The 21,517-nt window shown below is 35.3% G+C and carries 22 protein-coding genes; 8 read left to right on the forward strand and 14 right to left on the reverse strand.

The features are described 5' to 3' along the window. Position 1 precedes the first annotated feature (1 nt). Both SB773_RS16940 and SB773_RS16945 read right to left on the reverse strand, forming a co-directional pair. Entirely contained in the window at positions 2–307 is a 306-nt protein-coding gene (locus SB773_RS16940) for a WXG100 family type VII secretion target (protein WP_016091772.1), read from the reverse strand. Positions 308–332: 25 nt separating this feature from the next. Further along, a complete protein-coding gene (locus tag SB773_RS16945; protein ID WP_088292953.1) occupies positions 333–755 on the reverse strand; it encodes a hypothetical protein in 423 nt (140 codons plus the stop codon). 367 nt (positions 756–1,122) lie between these two features. Here SB773_RS16945 and SB773_RS16950 point away from each other — a divergent pair, with 367 nt between their 5' ends. Beyond that, positions 1,123–2,205: an S-layer homology domain-containing protein gene (locus SB773_RS16950; protein ID WP_215576481.1), complete on the forward strand. Its 1,083-nt coding sequence runs from the start codon at positions 1,123–1,125 to the stop codon at positions 2,203–2,205. A 147-nt stretch (positions 2,206–2,352) separates the two neighbouring features. Here the strand turns inward: SB773_RS16950 and SB773_RS16955 are convergent, their stop codons facing one another. From SB773_RS16955 to phaZ, 4 genes are all read right to left on the reverse strand, one after another. Continuing rightward, entirely contained in the window at positions 2,353–2,802 is a 450-nt protein-coding gene (locus SB773_RS16955; protein ID WP_410591029.1) for a VOC family protein, read from the reverse strand. A gap of 309 nt (positions 2,803–3,111) precedes the next feature. Continuing rightward, on the reverse strand, positions 3,112–3,312 hold the full coding sequence (locus SB773_RS16960; RefSeq protein ID WP_000166305.1) for an NETI motif-containing protein: 201 nt from the start codon (positions 3,310–3,312) through the stop codon (positions 3,112–3,114). Next, complete coding sequence (locus tag SB773_RS16965; protein ID WP_328011420.1) at positions 3,296–4,492, reverse strand: MFS transporter; 1,197 nt, start codon at positions 4,490–4,492, stop codon at positions 3,296–3,298. Before SB773_RS16965 ends, SB773_RS16960 begins: the two co-directional genes overlap by 17 nt. Positions 4,493–4,890: 398 nt before the next feature. After that, positions 4,891–5,808: an intracellular short-chain-length polyhydroxyalkanoate depolymerase gene (gene phaZ, locus SB773_RS16970; protein ID WP_002013809.1), complete on the reverse strand. Its 918-nt coding sequence runs from the start codon at positions 5,806–5,808 to the stop codon at positions 4,891–4,893. 174 nt (positions 5,809–5,982) lie between these two features. On the opposite strand from phaZ, the gene SB773_RS16975 reads away from it, so the two are divergent. The 4 genes from SB773_RS16975 to SB773_RS16990 all read left to right on the forward strand — a co-directional run bounded on the left by SB773_RS16975 (position 5,983) and on the right by SB773_RS16990 (position 9,507). Further along, positions 5,983–6,402: a MarR family winged helix-turn-helix transcriptional regulator gene (locus SB773_RS16975; protein ID WP_002033056.1), complete on the forward strand. Its 420-nt coding sequence runs from the start codon at positions 5,983–5,985 to the stop codon at positions 6,400–6,402. A 15-nt stretch (positions 6,403–6,417) separates the two neighbouring features. After that, a complete protein-coding gene (locus SB773_RS16980; protein WP_215576484.1) occupies positions 6,418–7,617 on the forward strand; it encodes an MFS transporter in 1,200 nt (399 codons plus the stop codon). 99 nt (positions 7,618–7,716) lie between these two features. Next, complete coding sequence (locus SB773_RS16985; RefSeq protein ID WP_410591033.1) at positions 7,717–8,976, forward strand: serine hydrolase domain-containing protein; 1,260 nt, start codon at positions 7,717–7,719, stop codon at positions 8,974–8,976. A gap of 159 nt (positions 8,977–9,135) precedes the next feature. Beyond that, positions 9,136–9,507 (forward strand): cupredoxin domain-containing protein, encoded by a 372-nt coding sequence (locus SB773_RS16990; RefSeq protein ID WP_410591035.1) that lies wholly within the window; start codon positions 9,136–9,138, stop codon positions 9,505–9,507. Positions 9,508–9,823: 316 nt separating this feature from the next. Here the strand turns inward: SB773_RS16990 and SB773_RS16995 are convergent, their stop codons facing one another. The 7 genes from SB773_RS16995 to SB773_RS17025 all read right to left on the reverse strand — a co-directional run bounded on the left by SB773_RS16995 (position 9,824) and on the right by SB773_RS17025 (position 15,482). Then, positions 9,824–10,912 carry a saccharopine dehydrogenase NADP-binding domain-containing protein gene (locus tag SB773_RS16995; protein WP_060749865.1) on the reverse strand — a complete coding sequence of 363 codons (1,089 nt, stop codon included), beginning with the start codon at positions 10,910–10,912 and terminating at the stop codon, positions 9,824–9,826. Positions 10,913–11,032: 120 nt separating this feature from the next. Beyond that, positions 11,033–11,344: an ArsR/SmtB family transcription factor gene (locus SB773_RS17000; protein WP_002013825.1), complete on the reverse strand. Its 312-nt coding sequence runs from the start codon at positions 11,342–11,344 to the stop codon at positions 11,033–11,035. A 65-nt stretch (positions 11,345–11,409) separates the two neighbouring features. Continuing rightward, complete coding sequence (locus SB773_RS17005) at positions 11,410–11,604, reverse strand: hypothetical protein (protein WP_410591038.1); 195 nt, start codon at positions 11,602–11,604, stop codon at positions 11,410–11,412. Positions 11,605–11,628: 24 nt separating this feature from the next. Beyond that, positions 11,629–13,020, reverse strand: coding sequence for an IS4 family transposase (locus SB773_RS17010; RefSeq protein WP_410591040.1), 1,392 nt, complete (start codon positions 13,018–13,020; stop codon positions 11,629–11,631). A gap of 314 nt (positions 13,021–13,334) precedes the next feature. After that, positions 13,335–13,874: a VanZ family protein gene (locus tag SB773_RS17015; RefSeq protein WP_060752035.1), complete on the reverse strand. Its 540-nt coding sequence runs from the start codon at positions 13,872–13,874 to the stop codon at positions 13,335–13,337. 206 nt (positions 13,875–14,080) lie between these two features. Further along, positions 14,081–14,971: a Vgb family protein gene (locus SB773_RS17020; RefSeq protein WP_060752034.1), complete on the reverse strand. Its 891-nt coding sequence runs from the start codon at positions 14,969–14,971 to the stop codon at positions 14,081–14,083. A 115-nt stretch (positions 14,972–15,086) separates the two neighbouring features. Continuing rightward, positions 15,087–15,482 carry a DUF3224 domain-containing protein gene (locus SB773_RS17025; RefSeq protein ID WP_410591043.1) on the reverse strand — a complete coding sequence of 132 codons (396 nt, stop codon included), beginning with the start codon at positions 15,480–15,482 and terminating at the stop codon, positions 15,087–15,089. A 631-nt stretch (positions 15,483–16,113) separates the two neighbouring features. Between SB773_RS17025 and SB773_RS17030 the strand changes: the two genes are divergently transcribed. Then, complete coding sequence (locus SB773_RS17030; RefSeq protein WP_131245460.1) at positions 16,114–17,058, forward strand: nucleoside hydrolase; 945 nt, start codon at positions 16,114–16,116, stop codon at positions 17,056–17,058. A gap of 288 nt (positions 17,059–17,346) precedes the next feature. Here the strand turns inward: SB773_RS17030 and SB773_RS17035 are convergent, their stop codons facing one another. Further along, the gene (locus SB773_RS17035; RefSeq protein ID WP_060752030.1) at positions 17,347–17,937 is read right to left on the reverse strand and encodes a TetR/AcrR family transcriptional regulator; all 591 of its coding nucleotides are present in this window, start codon (positions 17,935–17,937) and stop codon (positions 17,347–17,349) included. A gap of 213 nt (positions 17,938–18,150) precedes the next feature. Between SB773_RS17035 and SB773_RS17040 the strand changes: the two genes are divergently transcribed. After that, a complete protein-coding gene (locus tag SB773_RS17040; protein WP_165497883.1) occupies positions 18,151–19,665 on the forward strand; it encodes a DHA2 family efflux MFS transporter permease subunit in 1,515 nt (504 codons plus the stop codon). 167 nt (positions 19,666–19,832) lie between these two features. Then, entirely contained in the window at positions 19,833–21,089 is a 1,257-nt protein-coding gene (locus SB773_RS17045; protein WP_131245459.1) for a cytochrome P450, read from the forward strand. Positions 21,090–21,517: the final 428 nt, after the last annotated feature.

Here is a 21,517-nt window from a genome sequence, read left to right on the forward strand (position 1 = left end):
ATCACAACTGTTTTATCGCCCTTACTTCCGGCCTATCTCCGTACGTTTGAATACTTTTATCTAACTCTTTCAAAGCTTTCGTATGTCCTTCAAATGCCTCTACCATTTCTGAGTTATATTGAATGATTAAATCTAGATAACTTAAAAAGGCATCTCTCGTTTTTCCATTCCAGTTCGCACATGTAACATATGCTTTTAAGTTTTTCGCTTCGTTTAAAGAATCCTTCATACCATTTTCAATATTTTGCGCGTAAGAAATGGCACTTGCAGTGTTACTTCCTATAATTTCAACCTCTTTACCACTCATGTGGGTTCCCCCATTCTTTATATGTTTAATGGATAAGATTTTCAATTTCCTTTTTCTTTTCTTCAAAAGCCTTGGTCGCTGCATTGTATGCGGACGCTTTCTCCGCTTCTGCTTTCGCTTTATATTCCAAATACTTTGCATAAGCTGTACCTATCGCAGATCCAACATCGCTTAATGCACTCTTAAAATAGGATAGTACTGTATTTAATTCTTCATCCTTTTCATGACGTTTTTGTTCAAATTCAACTGCCGGAATTTTATTAGCTTCTAAGCCATTACTTTTACTCTCATAATCTCTCTTCGCTGATTCAGCATCTTGAATGAATCGTTTTAACTCTCTTTCTTGATCTTTTAAATAATCATGTAATTTATCATACTGATCTCGTTTCCTCGCGCTTTCTGTAAAACCCGATGCATTTAAAAAAGCATTGTACAATTCATCTAACATCTTTCTCCCCCTTTATTACAATAACTATGTAGTTAAATTCGTATATTTAAACATGAATATTCATTACATTAAGAATTAACAAATAATTATTTTTGCATATTGCTATTTTATCAAAGGGGTTTTAACATTTCCATATTTTATAAAAAGGTTTCGCATTTTTCCTCAATTAAATAGCAATGAATATTTATTATCTAAAAATTATAGTTTTATATAGATTATTGGAATTTTATCCACATTAAGTGAATTACTGACAAATGATCATCATTTACATGTTATAATTACGATGTGTACATTTAGCTGTATTAGAATGTATATGTGTAATACGTATATTTAATAAAGTTAAATTAAACTGGGGAGGCTTTCTCAAATGGGCAAGAAAACAAGCAAAGCTAAAAAAATTTTGGGATTCGTAATCACCACAGCACTAGCAACTACAATGATGGTAGGCACAGCAAACGCACAAACAACTACGAATAACTATAAAGTAGCTGGCAATGCGAACACTGTATTTACAGATGTACCAAAGGACCACTGGTCAAAAACTGCTATTGATTACTTAGCAGCAGCAGGGATTTATAAGGGATATGGAAATGGAAAATTTGGTTTTGGGGACAACATTACTAGAGGACAGGTTGCTTCTTTAGTCAATCGACATTTAGGTTTAATAGCAGATGATAAACAGGGAAATATGTTTAATGATATTACAAATCATATGTTTGAAAAGGATATCAAAGCCATTGCGCAAGCTGGAATTATGACAGGTGATGGAACAGGTGCATTTCGTCCAGATGACGCATTAAATCGGTATGAGATGGCAGTAGTATTGCAAAAGGCATTTCAATTAAACTCAAAAGGACAAGAGAACTTTAAAGATGTACCAAAAGGTCATTGGGCCTATGAATCTGTCAATACGCTACGTAGTAACCGGATATCCCAAGGTGACGAGTCTGGTAATTTTAATGGCAACATGCTTGTGAAACGTGAGCAGTATGCACAATTTTTCTATAATGCAATAGCAAAAAACAGAGATTATAATTTCAACATCAATACAAAAGAAGAAATGAAACAAATGTTAACAACAGCTTTACAGGATGGGACGTTTGGTCCATTTAAATTAGATGTATTGGGTAAAGATATATCTGAGGTAAAAAAAGAATTTGGAGTGCCTGATGTTTGGAAGCAAGCACCATGTACAGAATGTGATGCACCTACTACAGCGGTATATGGAGATTATAATATTGATATGTACCCTTCGGACGCTAGATATATATGGGTAAAAATGGATATCACTATCAATGAATTAAAAGAGTGGTTTGGTGAGCCAGATGGAATTGGAGAGGATATGACTAGTGAAGGCTTTATATATAATCGAGGAAGCTATTCTCTTTATTTCAGCTTCTCTGATGGTTATATTCAACGCGCTGAAATATCTAAAAGTGAACATCATTAATACGTTACAAGCAATATAAAATATATAAAGCATAAAAAAATCCTTCAAGAACGTGCCTTTTCTTGAGGGATTTTATTTTGTTTCTATCTATTTAACATAATACAAAGCTGTAAAACTACTACTGATTAAAGTTCCACTTTATTTTTCTTAGTGCTCCGCATTCCATTCACTTAAATACGTTGCATATTCTAGTTCATCTGGATCATTATATAACATAGAAATAAACTCTAATTTATTTCCATCACAATCTAGAAAATATACGCTTGCAGCTGGCATCCACCTTTGGACAATTGGTTCTCGATTTCCTTTCCCTTGACTCCCTACTACCTCTATTCCACGCTTCTCTAACCATAATTTTGAAGCATTTAAAAACTCTAAATCTACACGAAAAGCGAAGTGTTTCGTCTCAAATTCTTCATTTATATGTACTTCCCATAATCCGAGCATTTGTTTTTTATTTTCTCCTACCCAAAAGAACGCAACTCGTCTTTTCGATATTCTTTTTGCTAATGCTAAACCTAACTTATTTTGATAGAAATCTATTGCCTTTTCTAAATTTCTGACATGTAAATGAGTTTCATATATGCTTTGTATCATTATATATTTCTCCCTCCTTTCTAATTTTTTAAAAATATGTTTTGTTTTTATCATACAAATTAATATATTTTTAAACATCCTACTTTTGTATAATTGTTCTTTCCTTCAAATGTATAGGTGTCCAGCTCTATAACTGATGTCCCAATCCTAAAATTCAATACATTAAGCATCCTTAAATTTACATTTTTATGTAGTTAGTTTCTCTCTATACTACCTTCACTAACAAAGATCTCTAGCTAAGCCTTTCATTGTTCAGTAAAAAAACAAGCCATCCAACTCAAATGAATTGGATGGCTATTTGTTATGAAATTACTTCAATTTCCCCTCAAAAACAATTTTTCTACCGCATGGTTCAACTTCTGTTTTGCCGTTTTTCTTCACTTCATGAAAGATTGGTTCTTCCATGCGACGAGACGGTGCATAGCCTTCTTGTTCCATACGTGCTAAGCAGTCTGTAATTGTTTCGTTTTCGAGTACTTCAAATTTCTTTTTATTAGGTTGTTTTGTCATGCCCTAACCTACTTTCTATTTTTCTTGATGCGAATTGATTCTTCATGTAGACCATATATACCATTGCGAGAATTCCCATTATAATCATAACCGCAATAAAAAAGCTTGTATACTGTATTTTTTCTATAAATACGCCCCCTAATACAGGTCCCATAATACTTCCTAAACTAAAGGCGATTCCGGATAATATATTACCTGCTGGTAGTAAGTGTCTCGGTAATAAATCTGTCATAAATCCAAGCCCTAATGAGAAGCACGAGCCAATGACCATACCTGCTATAAGCATACATGCAAAGACGATCCAGTAATATTGATCAAATACTGCTGCAAGTAGGAAAATGCCCGTACTTACACTGAACGTCCACGTTAAAATACGGTCTCTTCCGTATTTATCACTTAATATACCGAGCGGGATTTGTGTAATAATACCTCCAACTGCGAATGCTGGTAATAAGAAGGAAACTTCCGATACAGACCATCCTTTACGAAGCGCGTATACTGGTAAGTTACTATTTAACATTGCTTCCAGTACGCCGTATGCGAGCGGACCAATTAGCGCAATCCAAGCTAATCCAACGACTTGTTTATAACGAGAAAAGGATGATTCACTTTCAGTTTTTGCCTCATCTTGTGCTGGAAATGCATTTTTCGTTGGTAGTAGTAAAAGCCATCCTATTAAGCAAAGTATAGTAGATACGATAAATGGTGTTGCAAGACCGTACTGAACAGTGCTTGCTAAATACGGGCCAACTGCGAAACCAATTCCGAAGAATACACCGTATATCGATACTTGTCTACCTATTTTACTCGGGTCTGATGTTGTCGTAATCCATGTTTGTGTTCCGACATGAAGCATATGATCTCCGACTCCAACTAGAAATCTAAGAACGAACCATACCCAAAATGAAAAAGTTTGTGTAAAAAAGAATAATGAAATAATAACGAGAAACCCACCAATAACGATAATTGGCTTCATTCCAAACTTTTGCATCGGTTTTTCAAGAAACGGTGAAATAACTAATATCCCAATATATAATGCCGTCGCATGAATACCGTTAATACTTGAACTAACCCCTTCTTGTTCAAAAATCATTGCAATGGCAGGTAAGAGCATCCCTTGTGACAAACCTGAGATTGCTACAATTCCAACCATAATCCAAAAAGTAAAACGCATCGACATCCCTTTCCCTCTCCTTCTCACGCTTTCCACTTTTCATTATAAACTGTTTCTTCAAATGCGTGTACGAATATTCATAATAAAAAAGAAGCTAAAAGAATGAACCTTTTAGCTTCTTATCCTTCCCATACTTGCGCTTTCACATTGTAATGAAAATGCTTAAAATATGGATTTTCATAAAATGAAGGCCCAAATAAAATCGGATGTGTATGGACCATTGATTGCTGCACTTGCAAAGGAACTACAGCTGGTGAAACTTGCATATACATCGGATTTATAATCATTTATATATATTGATGATCATTATATGGAGAATGATATATTAAAAATGGATTATGCATTGACTCTCTCCCCTTATACATACAAATGCTATAGTATATGCAAGTTTTATATTTCGGGAATTATTTATTGTCTAACCAATCCTCTACATGTTTTATAAATACATCTAAACAATCTATAAACGGTGAGTGTCCGCAATCTTCTAATATCTTCAACTCTGCATTTGGCAAATGTTTTGCTAATTCCTCACCGACTACTTGCGGTACGACGTAATCTCTGTCACCTTGTATGACGAGTGTTGGAGCTTTAATATGATGAATTTGCTTATTTCCCTCTACAACCCCGTTATGTTCATCCGAAATATTAAATGTAATGAGCGCATAATTCACATCTACGAAATTACGTTGCGTTAACATATCATCTAAATACTTTTCATAACGATCCGGTTCAGGTTGATTATGTGTATATATTAATAGATTCCATACTGTACGGTAATATAATTTATTCATATTTTTTATCGCATCTAACACTGGAGCAATTTGTACGGGATCTTGTGCGATTTCTTCTTTCGTCTTTACTAAACTTGATACGATCGGTTGCCCGTTAATATCTTTTTTAAAAATTGGATATCCCTTCATTCCCACTGATTCTACTAAAATCAACTTTTCGACAAATGTTGGATGATTCGCTGTAAATTGCATCGCAACACCACCGCCCATTGACCAGCCCATTAATGAAAATTTTTCTAGTTTTAATTGATCGATAAATAGTTTTACATCTCTTGCAAAGTCTTGTAATGAATCTATCGATTGATTATATGTTGATTGGCCAAATCCTCTTAAATCAAGAGCGTAAATATGGTATTGATCTTGCAACTTTTCAATAACTAAATCCCAGTGTTGTGACGATGTCATGTTCCCGTGAATGAGTACAAGAATTTCTGTATTTTGCCTTCCAACTTCCTGATACGCAATCGTTTCTCCGTTCGATAGTGAAACAAACTCCATTGTTGCAGGCTTAATCATCACAAGTTCCCCCATTCTATTTAATAGAAAGAAAATTCTTTACTTACTTAAAGAATAACATGCAGAATGTACGTTCTCAACATAAAGCCTATACGAAATTTTTACATAACTCAACATGTCTATTACTAGACAATTATTATAAAAAAGTATATAGTTAGCTAGGTAACTAATTTGAAAGGATCAAAATACATGGACGAAAAACAACATTTTTTCCACATTGTCAGTCAAACTTCTCGTAAGTTTACGAAGAAATTTAATGAACGTGTATCTCCAACAGGATTATTTAGTGCGCAATGGGCTGTTATTTTCCGCATTAATCAAACTGGATCTTGTACCCAAACAGAATTATGTCAATATTTAAATGTTGAATCACCAACGATGACTCGTACGTTAACACGTATGGAAACGATGGGCTGGATTATTCGTACTGAAGGAAAAGATCGCCGTGAAAAGTTGATTTCATTATCTGATACTGCACTAAAAATGATTCCAGTATGGCAAGAAGAAGTTGATTCCTTTGAAGAAAAGACGCTAGAAGGTATTAAAGAAGAAGACTTACATGAAGCTTTTCAATTGTTACAACAAATTATCAAAAATTTAGATCATTAATATGGAGGGATGACGATGCAAAGTGAAAAACTTTGGACGAAGGATTTCCTCGGAACTTGTTTTAGTAGTCTGTTTCTCTTTTTAACATTTTACATGCTTATGACTACTCTGCCTGTCTATGTTATAGACAGCCTAAAAGGAAAACCTGAGGAAATTGGTTTAGTTGCAACTGTTTTTCTTATTTCATCTGTTTTATGTAGACCATTCACAGGAAAATGGCTCGATGATTTAGGAAGAAAGAAAATATTATTTATTTCACTTTCACTATTTTTAGCCGCTACTGTTATGTATTTCGGTACGCAAAGTTTATTTTTATTACTTGCCCTTCGCTTCTTACATGGTATTGGATTCGGAATGGCAACGACAGCAACTGGAACAATTGTAACTGATGTAGCACCAGCTCATAAACGCGGTGAAGCACTTGCTTATTACGGCGTATTTATGAGTCTACCGATGGTAATTGGTCCTTTTTTAGGTTTAACAATTATTTCTCATTTTTCATTTACTGTACTATTTATCGTTTGTTCAGTATTTTCATTACTCGCATTTTTATTAGGATTACTAGTCAATATTCCGCATGAAGCACCAGTAAACAAACAAAAACGAGAAAAAATGAAATGGAAAGACTTAATTGAACCATCTTCTATTCCAATCGCTCTAACAGGATTTGTTTTAGCCTTTTCTTATAGTGGCATTTTATCCTTTATTCCTATTTATGCGAAAGAACTCGGTTTAAGCGAAATTGCAAGTTACTTCTTTATTTTATACGCACTTGTTGTGGTCATTTCTCGTCCATTTACAGGGAAAATATTTGATCGTTTCGGTGAAAATGTACTTATTTATCCCGCTATTATTATTTTCACAATTGGGATGTTCATTTTAAGCCAAGCGCAAACTTCATTTTGGTTCCTTGGCGCAGGTATGTTAATCGGTTTAGGATACGGAACATTAATTCCAAGTTTCCAAACGATTGCAATTTCTGCCGCTCCAAACCATCGACGTGGTTCTGCGACAGCTACTTACTACTCGTTCTTTGATAGTGGCATTGGCTTCGGTTCTTTCATTTTAGGTATAGTCGCTGCCAAATCAAGTTATCATAATATGTATTTTATCGCAGCTATTATCGTTGCGTTCACTTTACTTCTATATTATGGATTACACGGACGAAAACAAAAATTCAAGAAACAAAGTACAGACGGACAAATATCTGCTTAACGTTCATAAGGAAAGTAAACTTACCCGTTTACTTTCCTTATTTTGTATTTATTTTAAGACGAGCGTATACTTATAATAGAAACTAAAGGAGGTACCTATATGAATGTAAAGAAATCTCCCCTGCTATTACTGTTACTAGTATTACTATTCGTAGTTACAGGGCTTGGGTTTACTTTTTTTAAAAATAATAAAACGCCCCCCACTAAAGCTAATGTCACAAAAGAAAACTGGTTAGACGATCCTTACTTACGCTGGTCGTATACACATATGAAAGAATTCACTTTAATAAATGAAGTAAAAAACAATCCTGAACAAATTGCTCCCTTCCCTACCGCGTTACAAAACTTAGACGATTTTGCTGTGGAGCGTAGATTTGGAAATACGACTCCTCTAAAAAAACTTTTAGACGAAAACAAAACAGATGCTTTTGTCGTTGTACATAATGGTCAACTTGTTTATGAACGATATTTCAATGGATATAACGAGAGTGAACCTCATGGAATGGCATCATTAGCAAAGGTGTTTACTGGTGCAATCATACAATCTCTCGCTGAAGGAAATCTTATTGATGTAGAGAAAACAGCTGACACTTACATAAAAGAATTAAAAAATACACCGTTTGGAAAAGCAACACTTCAGCAATTACTGGACATGCAAGTTTCCGCTGAATACCCTACTCACGGATATATGCAGCTAGGACTAGAAAATCAAGATGCACAACTATATTTAGCTAGTAATATTTTACCCCGAGGAAAAAACTACGAGGGCCCTATGAAAATTTATGATATGTTACTAGAAGCAGAAGAAACTGCACCACCTGGTTCAGCTTTTTCTTACAATAACGGATCAACTGAAACACTCGCTTGGATTATCCGAACGATTACAGGGAAATCGTTAGCTGAAAATGTAAGCGAACGAATTTGGTCTCAAATTGGTATGGAAGAAAACGCGTATTATGTTACAGATGAAACGAAAGTAGAACAAGCAAGCGCTGGCTTAAATGCAACTGCTAGAGATATGGCGAGGTTCGGACAATTACTATTAAATAATGGTCAATATAGCGGAAAACAAATCGTCCCTTCTTCTATTACAGAAAGTGTGAAAAATGTACAAGAAGGTGAGCTCGCAATTGGTCATGGTGCTTCCATTTCTTATCATAATCAATGGTGGATTCCGCACAATGAACAAGGTGCTTTCGAAGTGTTAGGCAGTTACGGACAAACTCTTTACATCGATCCGAAAGCAAGTATGGTAATCGTCCACTTCTCTTCTAACGCTGCGCCTAGTAATGAAATCCATTCGGTTTATTCCGATATGTATATTGATATTGCACATCATTTGGAGAAGCTTCCACAGTAGTGGAGGCTTTTTTTATTTACCCAAATCCTATTCCAGTTAGTACTTGGTTAGTATGAGTTGCCGAAAGAATTACTATTTAAGCCACGCCTAAACCCCATTTATATTGATAATATTTTAGTAATTTGAAAACACTAGTGCTTAGGAAAGGAGGGATTACGAATGTCTGTGAAAAAGCTATTAACTGGATTAATCATTTCACTTGCGATGATTGTAGTTATGACTACTTTAGGTTCGCTCCGTGTATTTGCCGAATCCGACGCTGTGAGACAGCCTATTGAGGTTGAATTGAATGATGATTACTTTAATCCGAGTACCATCACTGTTCCGGTTGGAAAAACGACAACGTTGCTATTGAAAAACAAAGGAAATAGAGAACATACCTTTACGGTGAAAAAACTCGGAATTGACGCCGAAGTCCCGTCAGGAAAAGAAATAACAATTACCGTAAAACCTGAAACTCCCGGTACATATGAACTAATATGTCGGTTCCACTACTTGAAAGGAATGGATGGGAAAGTAATAGTCAAATAACAAGCGGTACCGGCCCTTACTTTTTTATAAAGTGAAACTTAAATTCGCGGGGGTTTCCCTCCCCCGCAGATTATGAGCTCTCACTAATCAGTTTTTTACGGGCAGCATAAAATCGTTACGCTGTCGTAGCGTACGAAATTTGTGTTTTGTTGGTGCTATCCCATACCCATCAACTTAAGAATTTTATAACACCGCAAAAAGAGAGAATGTACATTTTCTCATGAAGATGCATATCCTCTCTTTTTTGGATATATTTGTATTTCTTAACTTGATAGCCATATGTGTACTAGGGGTCACACGAATAGAACGGTACCTTTTATATATTTTCTGTCGTAATATTAACTCCATATTCTCTATAAAAGTCTAAAATTGCACATGCATTCACACCCAAATCTAATAGATTTTCTGGAAAGTAAATTTTAGAATCCAGAACCACAATATCAGATGTTTGTAGAATATTCTCTGCTTGGACAGCTGCTCCTAAAGCAGTAAGATGTGTCTGTCCTAACGGATCTGATATGTTCACACATCGTCTATGCAATACACCAGTAGCATCATAACCTTTAAGGTGAATAACTATGTTATGTGCACTTCCCCTTCCAGGTTTATAGAGAATATTTTTACGTAAATCGGTAAATTTTTCTCCGCTAATCATTTTCCAAATCCCTGTATTCACCAGAGAAACCAGTCCATATGTAGAGATTTTACTATCAAAAGCAATACGAAAGTTAGTCGAAACAGCATGAATTGATTCTGGCAGGGTTACGTGATCGGGAGTATCCAAACGATAACATTTGGTTATATAACCGTTGGGAAAGCGGACTTTGATTGGATTAGTCATTGGATAAGCCTGTCGCATTCCCTCTCGAGCTTTGACTTCAAACGGAATAGTTAACCGGTCCATATACGCTGTTGAATTTGGTCCTGCTTTGTCTTGAAGAGAATATAGTGCGTTGATATCAACCGTAACCTCTTGAAGATCTTTTGAATAAATTTTAGAAAAAAGGGCTGCTGTCCCCCCCATCCACCCTGAAGCTAATACAACAGGGGATTGCACCTCAACATTTTTTAATCGATCAATAGAACTCTTAAAGCGTTCAGTCCAACGAGTAATGTCAACCAATGGAATTTTTTTTCGAACTGCAGATAGGAGTAGTCTATCTTGAGGATCATTAACCGCATTAACAACTAATGTGAAATTATCATCCAAATTTCTTAAGGGATCATCTGTTGTGTTGTCTACCTTGACTATTTTTACTCTCTCTGATTCAAAAGGTAACGCTTTCCCTAAGGTTCTTCCTCCTAATCTAATTTCCAAATCAGGATGTCGATCATGTAAAATTCGAGCAATTTGACTACCAACAACTCCATACCCACCAACAATTAATACTGTTTTTTTATTCATCTGAAACCTCCATTTTAATTAGTATGAGATTATAAGTTTAAATGATTAAAAACTTAAACCTTTTAACATATTATCGCTAAAAAAAGGGACAAAAGGTGTCCCTAAACTATAAATGAGTACCTAGTTCTTACATTCATCTTCAACTAAAGAAACAAGTTCTTTTAAAAGATTTATTGTTTCATTAAATTCAAGACAATAATACATTTCAGTGCCTTTTTTCTGAACTTGAAGTAACCCTGATTGTTTCAATATTTTCAAATGATGAGATACAGTAGGTCTTGACATGGGAATATTCTCCGCAATTTGCGTCACATTCAAGCTATCTTTATCAATTAAAAGTGATACAATTTGCTGACGAGTTGGATCTCCCAACCCTTGAAAACATGGTCTTAAATTTTCTAAAATATGCATTACTTTATCATTACAGTTCATTTGGCTAACATTACCTTCCGTTTAAGAATTTAATCATTTAAACGTATTATAAATTACATTACTATCTAATGCAATAAAGAAGTAGCACGAACTTTAAGTATAAATATAGAAAGTTTCATAAACAGCCATTTTCGATTTTCCAGATTTGTAAGAATAGCGGGTCTTTTTTCTGTAACAATTTCCAAATCCATTCCAGCTACAACCAGGGCAAACCCATGAAATTCACGAAGCCTATATCGGATTGTATCAAAAGCTTCCAACTCAAGTGATCCTGCTTTTCCTGTTTATCCTCCTACAAAAAAACGAGCGAAAGTTCCACTGTTATGAGATTTTCGCCCGTTTTGCTGTAGGAGGTTGAACAAGCGAATTAGAATCTTTGATAGCTCTTGGGTGTCTTTCTGTATAGCTTGGAAAAGAAGAAGAAAGTAATCTTTAATCATATATATGGCCTTATATTCACTCAGTTCTCGTTTCTTTTTTATAAGAAGTAATTGCCGCATTTGAAACATGGTAGAAGAACAGAGTAGAATGGCAATCAGTTGCCCATACAAATGGCATTCTAATCGTTCTCGTTTTATCTTTTTACAATGATGAATATGAAAGAATGATTTCCATGTTTTAAATATAATCTCGATTTGCCAACGTAAAGAGTACCAATCATGTACTTGTCCCATCGGGACAATATCTGTAGGGGTGTTTGTCATATATACATTGATACCACTGAGACGTTTACTACGAGGGGAATACTTCATTCCTTTCTTTTTCTCTCTTACAGCTTGATCTTGTAATCGTTTTTGTTGTTGTTCTTTTGTTAGCCGATGAACAATCACACGAGTTGATACTTTATCAGTCATTCCTACATAAGCGTCAGATATTTCATATGTTTGTCCTGGTTGAAGAGAGTTCATTAAGACCTCCATATCTATCTGTATATACTCTGTACCTTTCTTTATTCTTCCATCTTGAAAATAATCAGGGGTGGGATTTTTTTGATAAATACGTGTATTTGATTTAATACGAGAGATATAGTAAGCCTTTTTATCTTGTATGTGTTGAAGATCTTTCAAATGAAAATACCCTAAATCTCGGATACATAAATCATTCGCTGTCACAGTTGGAACACACAGGGAACCGTAGGTTCGATCATGTTGTTTCCCTGGACCCGTATGAATATGAAGGAACTGTCCACTTAATAAATCATACTCAAGCTGAATCTTTACTCCTGCTGTATGGCTGCATCCCTCTGCACCTGGATAAACGGATGAAAAAGGATCTGGAAGTTGAAATGCAGTTGAATCTAAAATACGAATACGCTTGAAAACAGAAGTATATGGAGAAGAAATCGGCATAGATGAGGTCAATTTTTTGCTTAATAGTTCGGCTAGTAGGTGTTGTAAAAGTTGGACGGCCGCCTTATTAAATCGTTGATTCAGTCCCTCAGGACTGATAAGTACTGCTGTTGATGCTTCTAAACAGCTAGATAATTGAGTTAAAGAAGTCATAGCTACATTTTGGCTCACCCATACACATAAAGCTATTAAATCTTTTGCTTGGTACTTACTGGTTCGTTGTACGAAACCAACATCTCTAGCAAGATTCCGTAAGGTATTTGGAGATAAAAAACTTTGAATCTCTTGAGCAAATAGTTGTAATTCGTCAGACACAGAAACAGACATAAAAAACGCCATCCTTTCCTATGATTCTACAGAAAGAATAACGTATTTTTTCATTTTAGGGGGCATTTCTTTTTATTAGCTTAATAGCGATGGGGTAGCGTCAGGAAAATGCGGATGTACAGCGTAAAGGAAATTCCAATATTAAAAAGCCTAATTTCTCAGCATTAAAATGAGAAATTAGGCTTTTTAGTTGCTCCATTAAAGCGCCCGATTGCAGTATAAAGTTCCTAAAAGTGCAGCCCCAACATGTGAAAATTTCACAATCATTGTCACTCCACGCTCCGTTAATAATGTCCGATGTTTCAATTCATCTATTAGCCATAATTCCCGTACCTAATAACACCAATAATTAATAACAACACTAATGAAAAAATGCATATAGTTCCGATTGAAGCTAAAACATTAAGGATTTTATTTGCTTTTGTACTAAACAGCTTACAAAATACAATATAAATTCCAACTCCAATAATTCCACCTAATGTATTTCCCATAAGGTCAGTTATATCGCTACCTCCTATAGCAAAGATGAATTGTAATACTTCAAATAACAAACTTATTCCCGCTATTGGTACAATCTTTTTCAAGAAAGACCAACTTGGTTTTAGCATACTGATATAAATTCCAAATGGGATAAATGCAAATACGTTATAGATTATTTCACCAATATCTATTTGCTCGTTTTTAATAACTGAACCAGCAAAAGGGATTAAGTTGATCCCCCTAAAATCCGTGAAATGACGCAAGTCTTGAAATGAAAATTGCATTTTAAAGAGTATAATCCATGTTAATACAAATAAATATACGGTCAACAAGCCAGCAGTTATATTATTTTGGTTACTTTTTGATTTTTCCATATAAACCCTCAATTCCTACTTACAATCCAATCTTTTATCCTACTTCACAATTGAATCTCTTAAATAACAAATTATAGCTTGGAATATTATGTTTGTGCTACCCCTAACTTGTAACAAAAAAATGTACATTTTCACTTGGAGATGCCAATTTTCTCGTTTGGGGATATTTACTTTTCTGAGCTTGATAGCGATGGACGATATCCCTATTACGTAATGATTGTTAGACGTCCAATTTGATTACACTCTTCAGCGAACCAAAGATCGCCATCCGGACAAAACGTGATACCATGTGGCTCTGCATTATTTGTAGGTATCGTATATTCCGTAATAACTCCTTCAACTGTAATACGGCTGATTTGGTTACCTCCCCATTCTGTAAACCAAAGATCTCTGTTCTTCCCGGGTATTATGGCATGCGGACGAGCGTTCGGCGTCGGTATAACAAATTCTTTGACCTCACCTTCGAACGTAATTCTACCAATTTTATTACCCATGATTTGCACAAACCATATTGCTCCATCTGGTCCGCTCGCAATTCCAACTGGCCCGGAGTTGGGTGTTGGGATTGGATATTCTTTGACCTCACCTTTAGTGGTTATTCTCCCAATCCTATTGTTCTGATTCTGTGTAAACCATAATGCACCGTCTGATCCCAGAGTAATAAAAGAGGGAAATGATTTAGAGTTAGGCAATTCAAACTCGGTGATTTCCCCTGACTTTGTTATTCTTCCGATCCTACCATTATTCATTTCTGTAAACCATATTGCTCCATCTGGGCCTTCCGTTATGCCAAAAGGTGCAGCGTTCGTTGTAGGGAGTACATATTCTTCAAAAAGACCGTTCATCGACATTTTACCGATCTTGCTTGAGTTATATTCCGTAAACCATAAGTCACCGGTCTGGTCCGAGATAATTGACATAGCTCCTGCATTTGCTGTCGGAATGGGAAAAGAATTTATTTCACCAGTAGCATTTATTCTACCAATTCGATTCCCTTTCTGTTCCGTAAACCACAATGCTCCGTCTTTTCCTACGGTTATTCCATATGGCCCTGAATCTATTTCATTGACCACATATTCTTGTATCGTGATCCTCATATCATTTCCTCCCATTGAAAATTTCGAGTCTTGTTTTTCGGTATAATTTAGTTTTAAAAAGGACATTCCTGGTATTACAGTGGATGCCCTTTTTGCTAAATTATAAGATATTTTGTTAGAATTCAAAGTCTAGAATAAGTTTACTGGTTTGACCTGTAAACTTATAATTATAGGACCCTTTCAGGCTTTCTAATTCACCGGTAGCTTTGATGATTGTTGCAGGGGAATCTAGATTTCCTTTATCAAATATCCCTTGCTCTATAGCTGTAAATGTCCCTCGTTTTCCCTTATAAACTCCTTCGAAATGTAAAAATCCGGGAATTTTAGCAGTAGCCAAGTGACCATCATCTATAGTTGATTCTAAATAATATAATAAATATTCAACAAAAGCTTTTCCTTTTAATTCACCGTCAATATCATATTCGACATGGGCAATATTAATAGGGAAATCTTTTCTAGTGTCATTGACTGGCTTTTCATCCCATTTACTTACTGTAAATGTTACTTCCATACGCGTAAACCTCCCTTCATCATTAGATGAGTAATCTACCTCCAGTATATCACCTAAAAAGCACCATCAATAATTATATCTCATAGGAGTGTTTCTAAAGTAACGGATGCTTCTTATATGACATTGAAGGTAAATTTTTATTTAAAAGTTTACTTTCGTATTTACAATGAAATACAAATGATTTTTATTAATTTGTTATTTTCATACTCTTACAAAACTTATTTTCACTATATGAAAATAACAACAATTTATGAAGGGATTCTTTACAAACAAAAAGAAGGCATCTCGAATAAAGATTAATCAAAGTGGCCTTCTTTACACATGCCCATCAACTTAAGCATTCAGAATTACCCCAAAACGAGAAAATTGGCATCTCCAGGGGAAAATACATTTTTTTGGTTTTGAGGGCCACCTGATGGGCATAGGATATCAGAAAAAACGCGTTAAGATCAGTATTTATATACTATTTCGTTTCATACAAAAGGAATTTGTTCATTATTAGCGAAAGTGTATGTTAACTAAATGAATTCATTCATACACAGTACTACAAAAAGACATGGGGACAATCTTATATCACGATACATAATTATAATTCGTTTAAGAAGCTAGTAAAATTAAGGAGAAACATTGTATGGGGAAAAAAGTATTGTTCTTTGGAGATTTTGGAATTGACGATACGATAGCTATCATATATGCACATTTAACAGATAAAATTGATGTTATAGGAATTGTTGCAGACTATGGGAACGTACCTCAAGCTGAAGTTGTTAGAAATGTTCGCTTTTTGCTTAAAAGTGTAGGAAAAGAATATATAAAAGTTTTTGGTGGGGCTGAGCATTCCATGTCTTCAGAAGCTGAAAATTTTTATCCAGAAGTTCACGGTAAATTTGGGATAGGGCCCATTCACCCAGGACTAGAGCTTCAAACATTTGAGAATTTTTTTGAGGTTCTCGCACTTATTAAGCAGTATAAAAATGAACTTATTATCGTGAATACCGGAAGGCTAACTTCACTTGCAACTTTATTTCTCCTTTATGGAGATGTGATGGAATATGTACATTCTTATTATATTATGGGAGGGGCTTTTCTATATCCAGGAAATGTTACTCCCATTGCCGAAGCTAACTTTTATGGCGATCCTGTAGCGGCCAATATTGTAATGAGATACGCAAAGAATCTATCAATTTATCCTTTGAATGTTACACAATCGGCCATCGTAACACCAGAAATGGTCAATTATATTCACTCTAAAGGAAAAACTAAGTTTTTAAAGCCTCTTTTAGACTATTACTATTATCAATTTTATCAAAAAAAAGTTCCTGGAATACAAGGTAGCCCGGTCCATGATGCGCTCACTTTGGTTGCGATTAATCGTAATGATATTTTTACGTACCATCAATCAGCAGTGACGGTTAATGTACTTGATACTGTACGAGGGCAAAGTATAGGAGATTTTAGATCTACTTTTGAACCAGAAACATTCGGTAACCGTCCAAAACATAGGATTGCAATACAAATGAATTATGAACAGTTTTTTAAGGAGTTTATGACTGTAACGACTGGCGACCTATTTTAGTGAATACCCTTGTCCATCAAGCTAAGATTTTAAAGTATTCTCCTCATGACTTTGTTTCTAGAGTTTAACGGTAGGTCATCAACAATAAAAAACACTAATCTTACATAAGATTAGTGTTTTTTATTGTATTTTCCCCTTGTTTTTGGGTATTAGTGCTGGCTAATCTTGTGGGGGCCAAACGCCACGAATTTAACGTAACTTTATATGGCGTAAATGAATTTTTCATTCGAGAGATCCAGGCGATTGTACCTTCCAGATTTCTGTAAGTGATTTTAAATCCACACTAACTCAAACTTCTTTATTACTCGATTTAAAAAGTATATACAACTTCTTGGCGAGAAATTGCGGTGTATAAGGCATATCCCTATGTAACCACTTTACAATCGTTCCAATTAAAGCTGAGGAACCGTACCAAATAGCAATATCTTTTGGAATATCTTTAGTAATGAGAAAGGAGTCACTTTCTGTTCTCTCTGTTATTTTGTCTGAAAGTGTATTTAACAAGCGTTCTGTAAAAATCGGTGTTCGCCTAGAACCAAGAACTACTTTATAGAATTTAGCATTGTCAGCAATGTACTCAAGTAGATCTACGAGTTTTAACCATTCTATATCCTCAGAGGAATCTGAGAGGTTTTCCGTACTCGTCATTATCTTCTCAATATCCTCAACCATTTCCTGTGCCATTTTCTCCAACATGTCATGAATATCACGATAATGGAGATAGAACGTAACACGATTAATAGTCGCACGTTCTGCAAGTTTATTAACTGTTATTTTGCTAATTTCCATCTCTTGTAGAAGATCTATTAAAGCCTCTTTTATTAACTGGCGTGTACGAATGACTCGGGGGTCTACACGGGACTTGGGATGGTCTTTCATATCTAATCACCCTTCCTATTAATTGGAAATTTACAACATTCTAAGTTCTGTCTATTATCTTCGATTTTATCAACAGAAATCGCAAGAAGTGTTAACTAATATACAGTTATTAGGAAATTGTCTGTTGTCATAATAATCTTTAATAATGTAATTTATATAGTGTAAATTATTCAACACTTTGTAAAAAAAGTCTACTTTAAAGTTAGAAAGGATATGAAAGAATTGCATAATCAGACTAAAACAGACCCTAATTCGATAAAAAAAGGACCTATTATGTTCATTATGATTTTAGGTGCTTTTCTTGCAACATTAAACCAAACACTCATGAGTGTCGCTACTCCTGAACTTATGGTTGAATTTAAGATCTCGGCTACAACAGCCCAGTGGTTAACAACCGGTTACATGCTAGTAAACGGCGTCTTGATTCCTATTACCGCTTATTTAATGCAACGGTTTACCACACGTGAACTTTTTCAAACTTCCATGCTTATATTTCTAGCTGGAACCATTGTTTCAGCTGTAGCAACAGGATTCCCGGTCTTGTTAACCGGACGTATGATTCAGGCAGCCGGCGCAGGAATCATTATGCCATTGCTTACACATGTTATTTTGACCATCTTCCCTCGCGAAAAGAGAGGAGCAGCTATGGGAATGGTGGGGCTTGCTGTCATTTTTGCTCCTGCAATTGGTCCTACAATTGCAGGATACATTATTGATAACTACAAATGGGAAACGATGTTTTACGGAATGATTCCATTTGCTGTCCTTGTTATTGTGCTGGGATTCATTTATCTCCGAAATGTATCCGACCGAATCAAGACAAAATTTAATATCCTAAGCGTCATTCTCTCTACCATTGGTTTCGGTTCATTAATTTATGGTTTCAGCCAAGCCGGAAGTCTTGGATGGTCAGATATAGAGGTAGTAGGTACGATTACTGTAGGTATCTTAGCCCTTACACTCTTTTCATGGAAGGAATTAAGATCACAAAATCCATTGCTTGACTTACGTGTATTTAAATACAATATGTTTTCTTTAACAACAATCATTAATATCGCAGTTACTATGGTTATGTATGCAGATATGATGTTACTTCCGTTATACCTCCAGAATATGCGTGGTTACACTGCTATTGAGTCTGGTCTTCTGCTTCTTCCAGGTGCGCTGGTAATGGGATTCCTTATGCCAGTTACCGGTAAGCTATTCGATCGCTTTGGTGCGAAATGGTTAGCTATTATTGGAATGACAATTACCATTATTACAACAATTGGTTTTATCAACCTGACAGACTCTACTAGTTATACCTATTTGGTTCTCATGTCAACAGGACGTCGCATTGGAATGGCCTTAATGATGATGCCTATACAGACTGCTGGTCTAAATCAATTGCCACAACGGTTACATGCACATGGAACAGCAATAAGCAATACGATTCGTCAAGTTGCCGGTGCCGTCGGTACTTCGCTTCTCGTGACAGTGATGACGAGCCGTACGAAATCACATCTACAGGATTTGATTCCTACCGCAGCTGCTAAAGGATTGACTCAAAAAGAGCTTGTTACAGAAGCCTCCATACAGGGGATAAATGATGCCTACCTTGTCATCATTGGAATTGGTATCATCGGATTACTACTTACCTTCTTTATAAAGAAAGTTAAACAGGCTTCCGAATTAGAATCTAACAATCCCGCAGAGATGGTAACGACAGAGAAATTAAAAACAAATTAAAACCATTTGAATTTCTGAATAAAAAAGAAGCAATTTATACCAATTGTTAGTCAACATGTTTGCAGTAAATCGCTTCTATCCTTATGCTGGCTAGGAATGAGATGTACTCCAAATATGACTATTTATAGAGTGATTTATACAATTTGTAATTTTAAGGAGGAATATCAGTGAATAAAGAGGTTATTGCAATTCAAGAAATCCCTAATTTCCAGACGCGTACTGAAGAGTTTTTCCCTTTAAAGTGGTATAAAGAAATGCTTCACAATCATTCTGTTTATTATCACGAAGAAACGAATACATGGAATGCGTTTAAGTATGCAGATGTTAAACAGGTGTTAACCAATTATGAATTCTTTTCAAGTCAAGGGCCTAGAAGTGGTATTTTTGTCGGCGATAATAAAAAGCAAAAAAACACTTCACCTATAACAATGATTACGTTCCTGGATCCTCCTGATCATCGAAAAATACGTTCCTTATTGGCAGCTGCTTTCACTCCCCGCAGTTTAAAAGAGTGGGAACCTCGTATTCAGCAAATTGCAACGGAGCTTGTAGGAAATATACAAGAAAATTCTACAATTAATATTGTGGAAGCTTTGGCATCCCCTTTACCTGCTCTAGTAATTGCCAATTTATTCGGCGTACCTGCACAAGGTCAAGGTCAATTTAAAGAATGGGTTGATATTTTGTTCCACCCATACGACAAAGAAAGGTTAGAAGACCTTGAACAACAAAAACAAAAGGCAGCGAAAGAATATTTTGAATACCTTTATCCTATTGTAGTTCACAAACGTTCGAATCTTTGTGATGATATTATCTCTGACTTGATTCAAGCGGAAGTAGATGGGGAAAAACTTACGGATGAGGAGATTGTACAAACAACTATGTTACTTTTAGGGGCAGGTCTTGAAACAACTAGTCACGCAATAGCCAATACATTCTATTCATTGCTTTATGATGACAAGTCATTATATGGAACACTAAGAAATGATATAGGATTAGTCCCAAAAGCCGTTGAAGAAATGCTTCGATATCGTTTTCATATTTCAAGAAGAGATCGTACGGTCAAACAAGATAATAATCTATTAGGGGTTGAGTTAAAGAAAGGTGACGTAGTCATTGCTTGGATGAGTGCATCTAATATGGATGAAAACATGTATAGCGATCCTTTCTCTATAGACATTCATCGTTCAAACAATAAAAAGCACCTGACTTTCGGAAGTGGTCCACATTTTTGTTTAGGTGCACCTCTTGCACGATTAGAAATGAAAATTGCATTAGAGGCATTCTTACAAAAAATTTCTTCTATCGAATCAGTAGAAGGGTTTGAATTAGAAAAAAACTTAACTGCTTCTGCTACGGGACAGTCCTTGACTTATCTACCAATGAAAGTTTATGGGATTCAGCCGAAAAACGTGAGAAAATAGGCCATAAATAAGCTTTACTTTATTTCTATTATTAGTTTTTTAGATAAAAACAACGACCTGATGCTACACAAAAAGCCAATTTTCTATAAGCTAAGGAATCAACTCTTTTATGTTCTTACTTTGCTGTATAATTGTTTACAATATAGAGGTGCAATTAGCACCTCTATTGCATTTATTTTAGTATTTAAATTAGCGCCCAAATTACATGGATCTTGGTCAAGCCCCATGCTCAACAACTTAAGAATTTTATTGTACCCCAGATTGAAAATTCTATCTATTTTTGAAAGAAAACTGCTTATTTTTTTCGTTTTTGGCATTTGCTTTTCTTAGCTTGATGGTGATGTGGTACCACCCCACATCCATCAACTTAAGGATTTAGACTATTCTTAAACTTAAAAGCACGTTACTATTCTCTTATGTTAATGAGA

The organism is Bacillus sp. SIMBA_074, from assembly GCF_046534555.1.
Lineage (GTDB): Bacteria > Bacillota > Bacilli > Bacillales > Bacillaceae_G > Bacillus_A > Bacillus_A mycoides.

Coding starts and splice junctions, on each gene's coding strand:
- SB773_RS16940 (WP_016091772.1), bottom strand. CDS start 307: ATGAGTGGTAAAGAGGTTGAAATTATAGGAAGTAACACTGCAAGTGCC.
- SB773_RS17015 (WP_060752035.1), bottom strand. CDS start 13,874: ATGGAAAAATCAAAAAGTAACCAAAATAATATAACTGCTGGCTTGTTG.
- SB773_RS17020 (WP_060752034.1), bottom strand. CDS start 14,971: ATGAGGATCACGATACAAGAATATGTGGTCAATGAAATAGATTCAGGG.
- SB773_RS17025 (WP_410591043.1), bottom strand. CDS start 15,482: ATGGAAGTAACATTTACAGTAAGTAAATGGGATGAAAAGCCAGTCAAT.
- SB773_RS16980 (WP_215576484.1), top strand. CDS start 6,418: ATGCAAAGTGAAAAACTTTGGACGAAGGATTTCCTCGGAACTTGTTTT.
- SB773_RS16990 (WP_410591035.1), top strand. CDS start 9,136: ATGTCTGTGAAAAAGCTATTAACTGGATTAATCATTTCACTTGCGATG.
- SB773_RS16950 (WP_215576481.1), top strand. CDS start 1,123: ATGGGCAAGAAAACAAGCAAAGCTAAAAAAATTTTGGGATTCGTAATC.
- SB773_RS17040 (WP_165497883.1), top strand. CDS start 18,151: ATGAAAGAATTGCATAATCAGACTAAAACAGACCCTAATTCGATAAAA.
- SB773_RS17000 (WP_002013825.1), bottom strand. CDS start 11,344: ATGAACTGTAATGATAAAGTAATGCATATTTTAGAAAATTTAAGACCA.
- SB773_RS17030 (WP_131245460.1), top strand. CDS start 16,114: ATGGGGAAAAAAGTATTGTTCTTTGGAGATTTTGGAATTGACGATACG.
- SB773_RS16985 (WP_410591033.1), top strand. CDS start 7,717: ATGAATGTAAAGAAATCTCCCCTGCTATTACTGTTACTAGTATTACTA.
- SB773_RS17035 (WP_060752030.1), bottom strand. CDS start 17,937: ATGAAAGACCATCCCAAGTCCCGTGTAGACCCCCGAGTCATTCGTACA.
- SB773_RS16945 (WP_088292953.1), bottom strand. CDS start 755: ATGTTAGATGAATTGTACAATGCTTTTTTAAATGCATCGGGTTTTACA.
- SB773_RS16960 (WP_000166305.1), bottom strand. CDS start 3,312: ATGACAAAACAACCTAATAAAAAGAAATTTGAAGTACTCGAAAACGAA.
- SB773_RS16955 (WP_410591029.1), bottom strand. CDS start 2,802: ATGATACAAAGCATATATGAAACTCATTTACATGTCAGAAATTTAGAA.
- SB773_RS16995 (WP_060749865.1), bottom strand. CDS start 10,912: ATGAATAAAAAAACAGTATTAATTGTTGGTGGGTATGGAGTTGTTGGT.
- SB773_RS16965 (WP_328011420.1), bottom strand. CDS start 4,492: ATGTCGATGCGTTTTACTTTTTGGATTATGGTTGGAATTGTAGCAATC.
- SB773_RS17010 (WP_410591040.1), bottom strand. CDS start 13,020: ATGTCTGTTTCTGTGTCTGACGAATTACAACTATTTGCTCAAGAGATT.
- phaZ (WP_002013809.1), bottom strand. CDS start 5,808: ATGGGGGAACTTGTGATGATTAAGCCTGCAACAATGGAGTTTGTTTCA.
- SB773_RS16975 (WP_002033056.1), top strand. CDS start 5,983: ATGGACGAAAAACAACATTTTTTCCACATTGTCAGTCAAACTTCTCGT.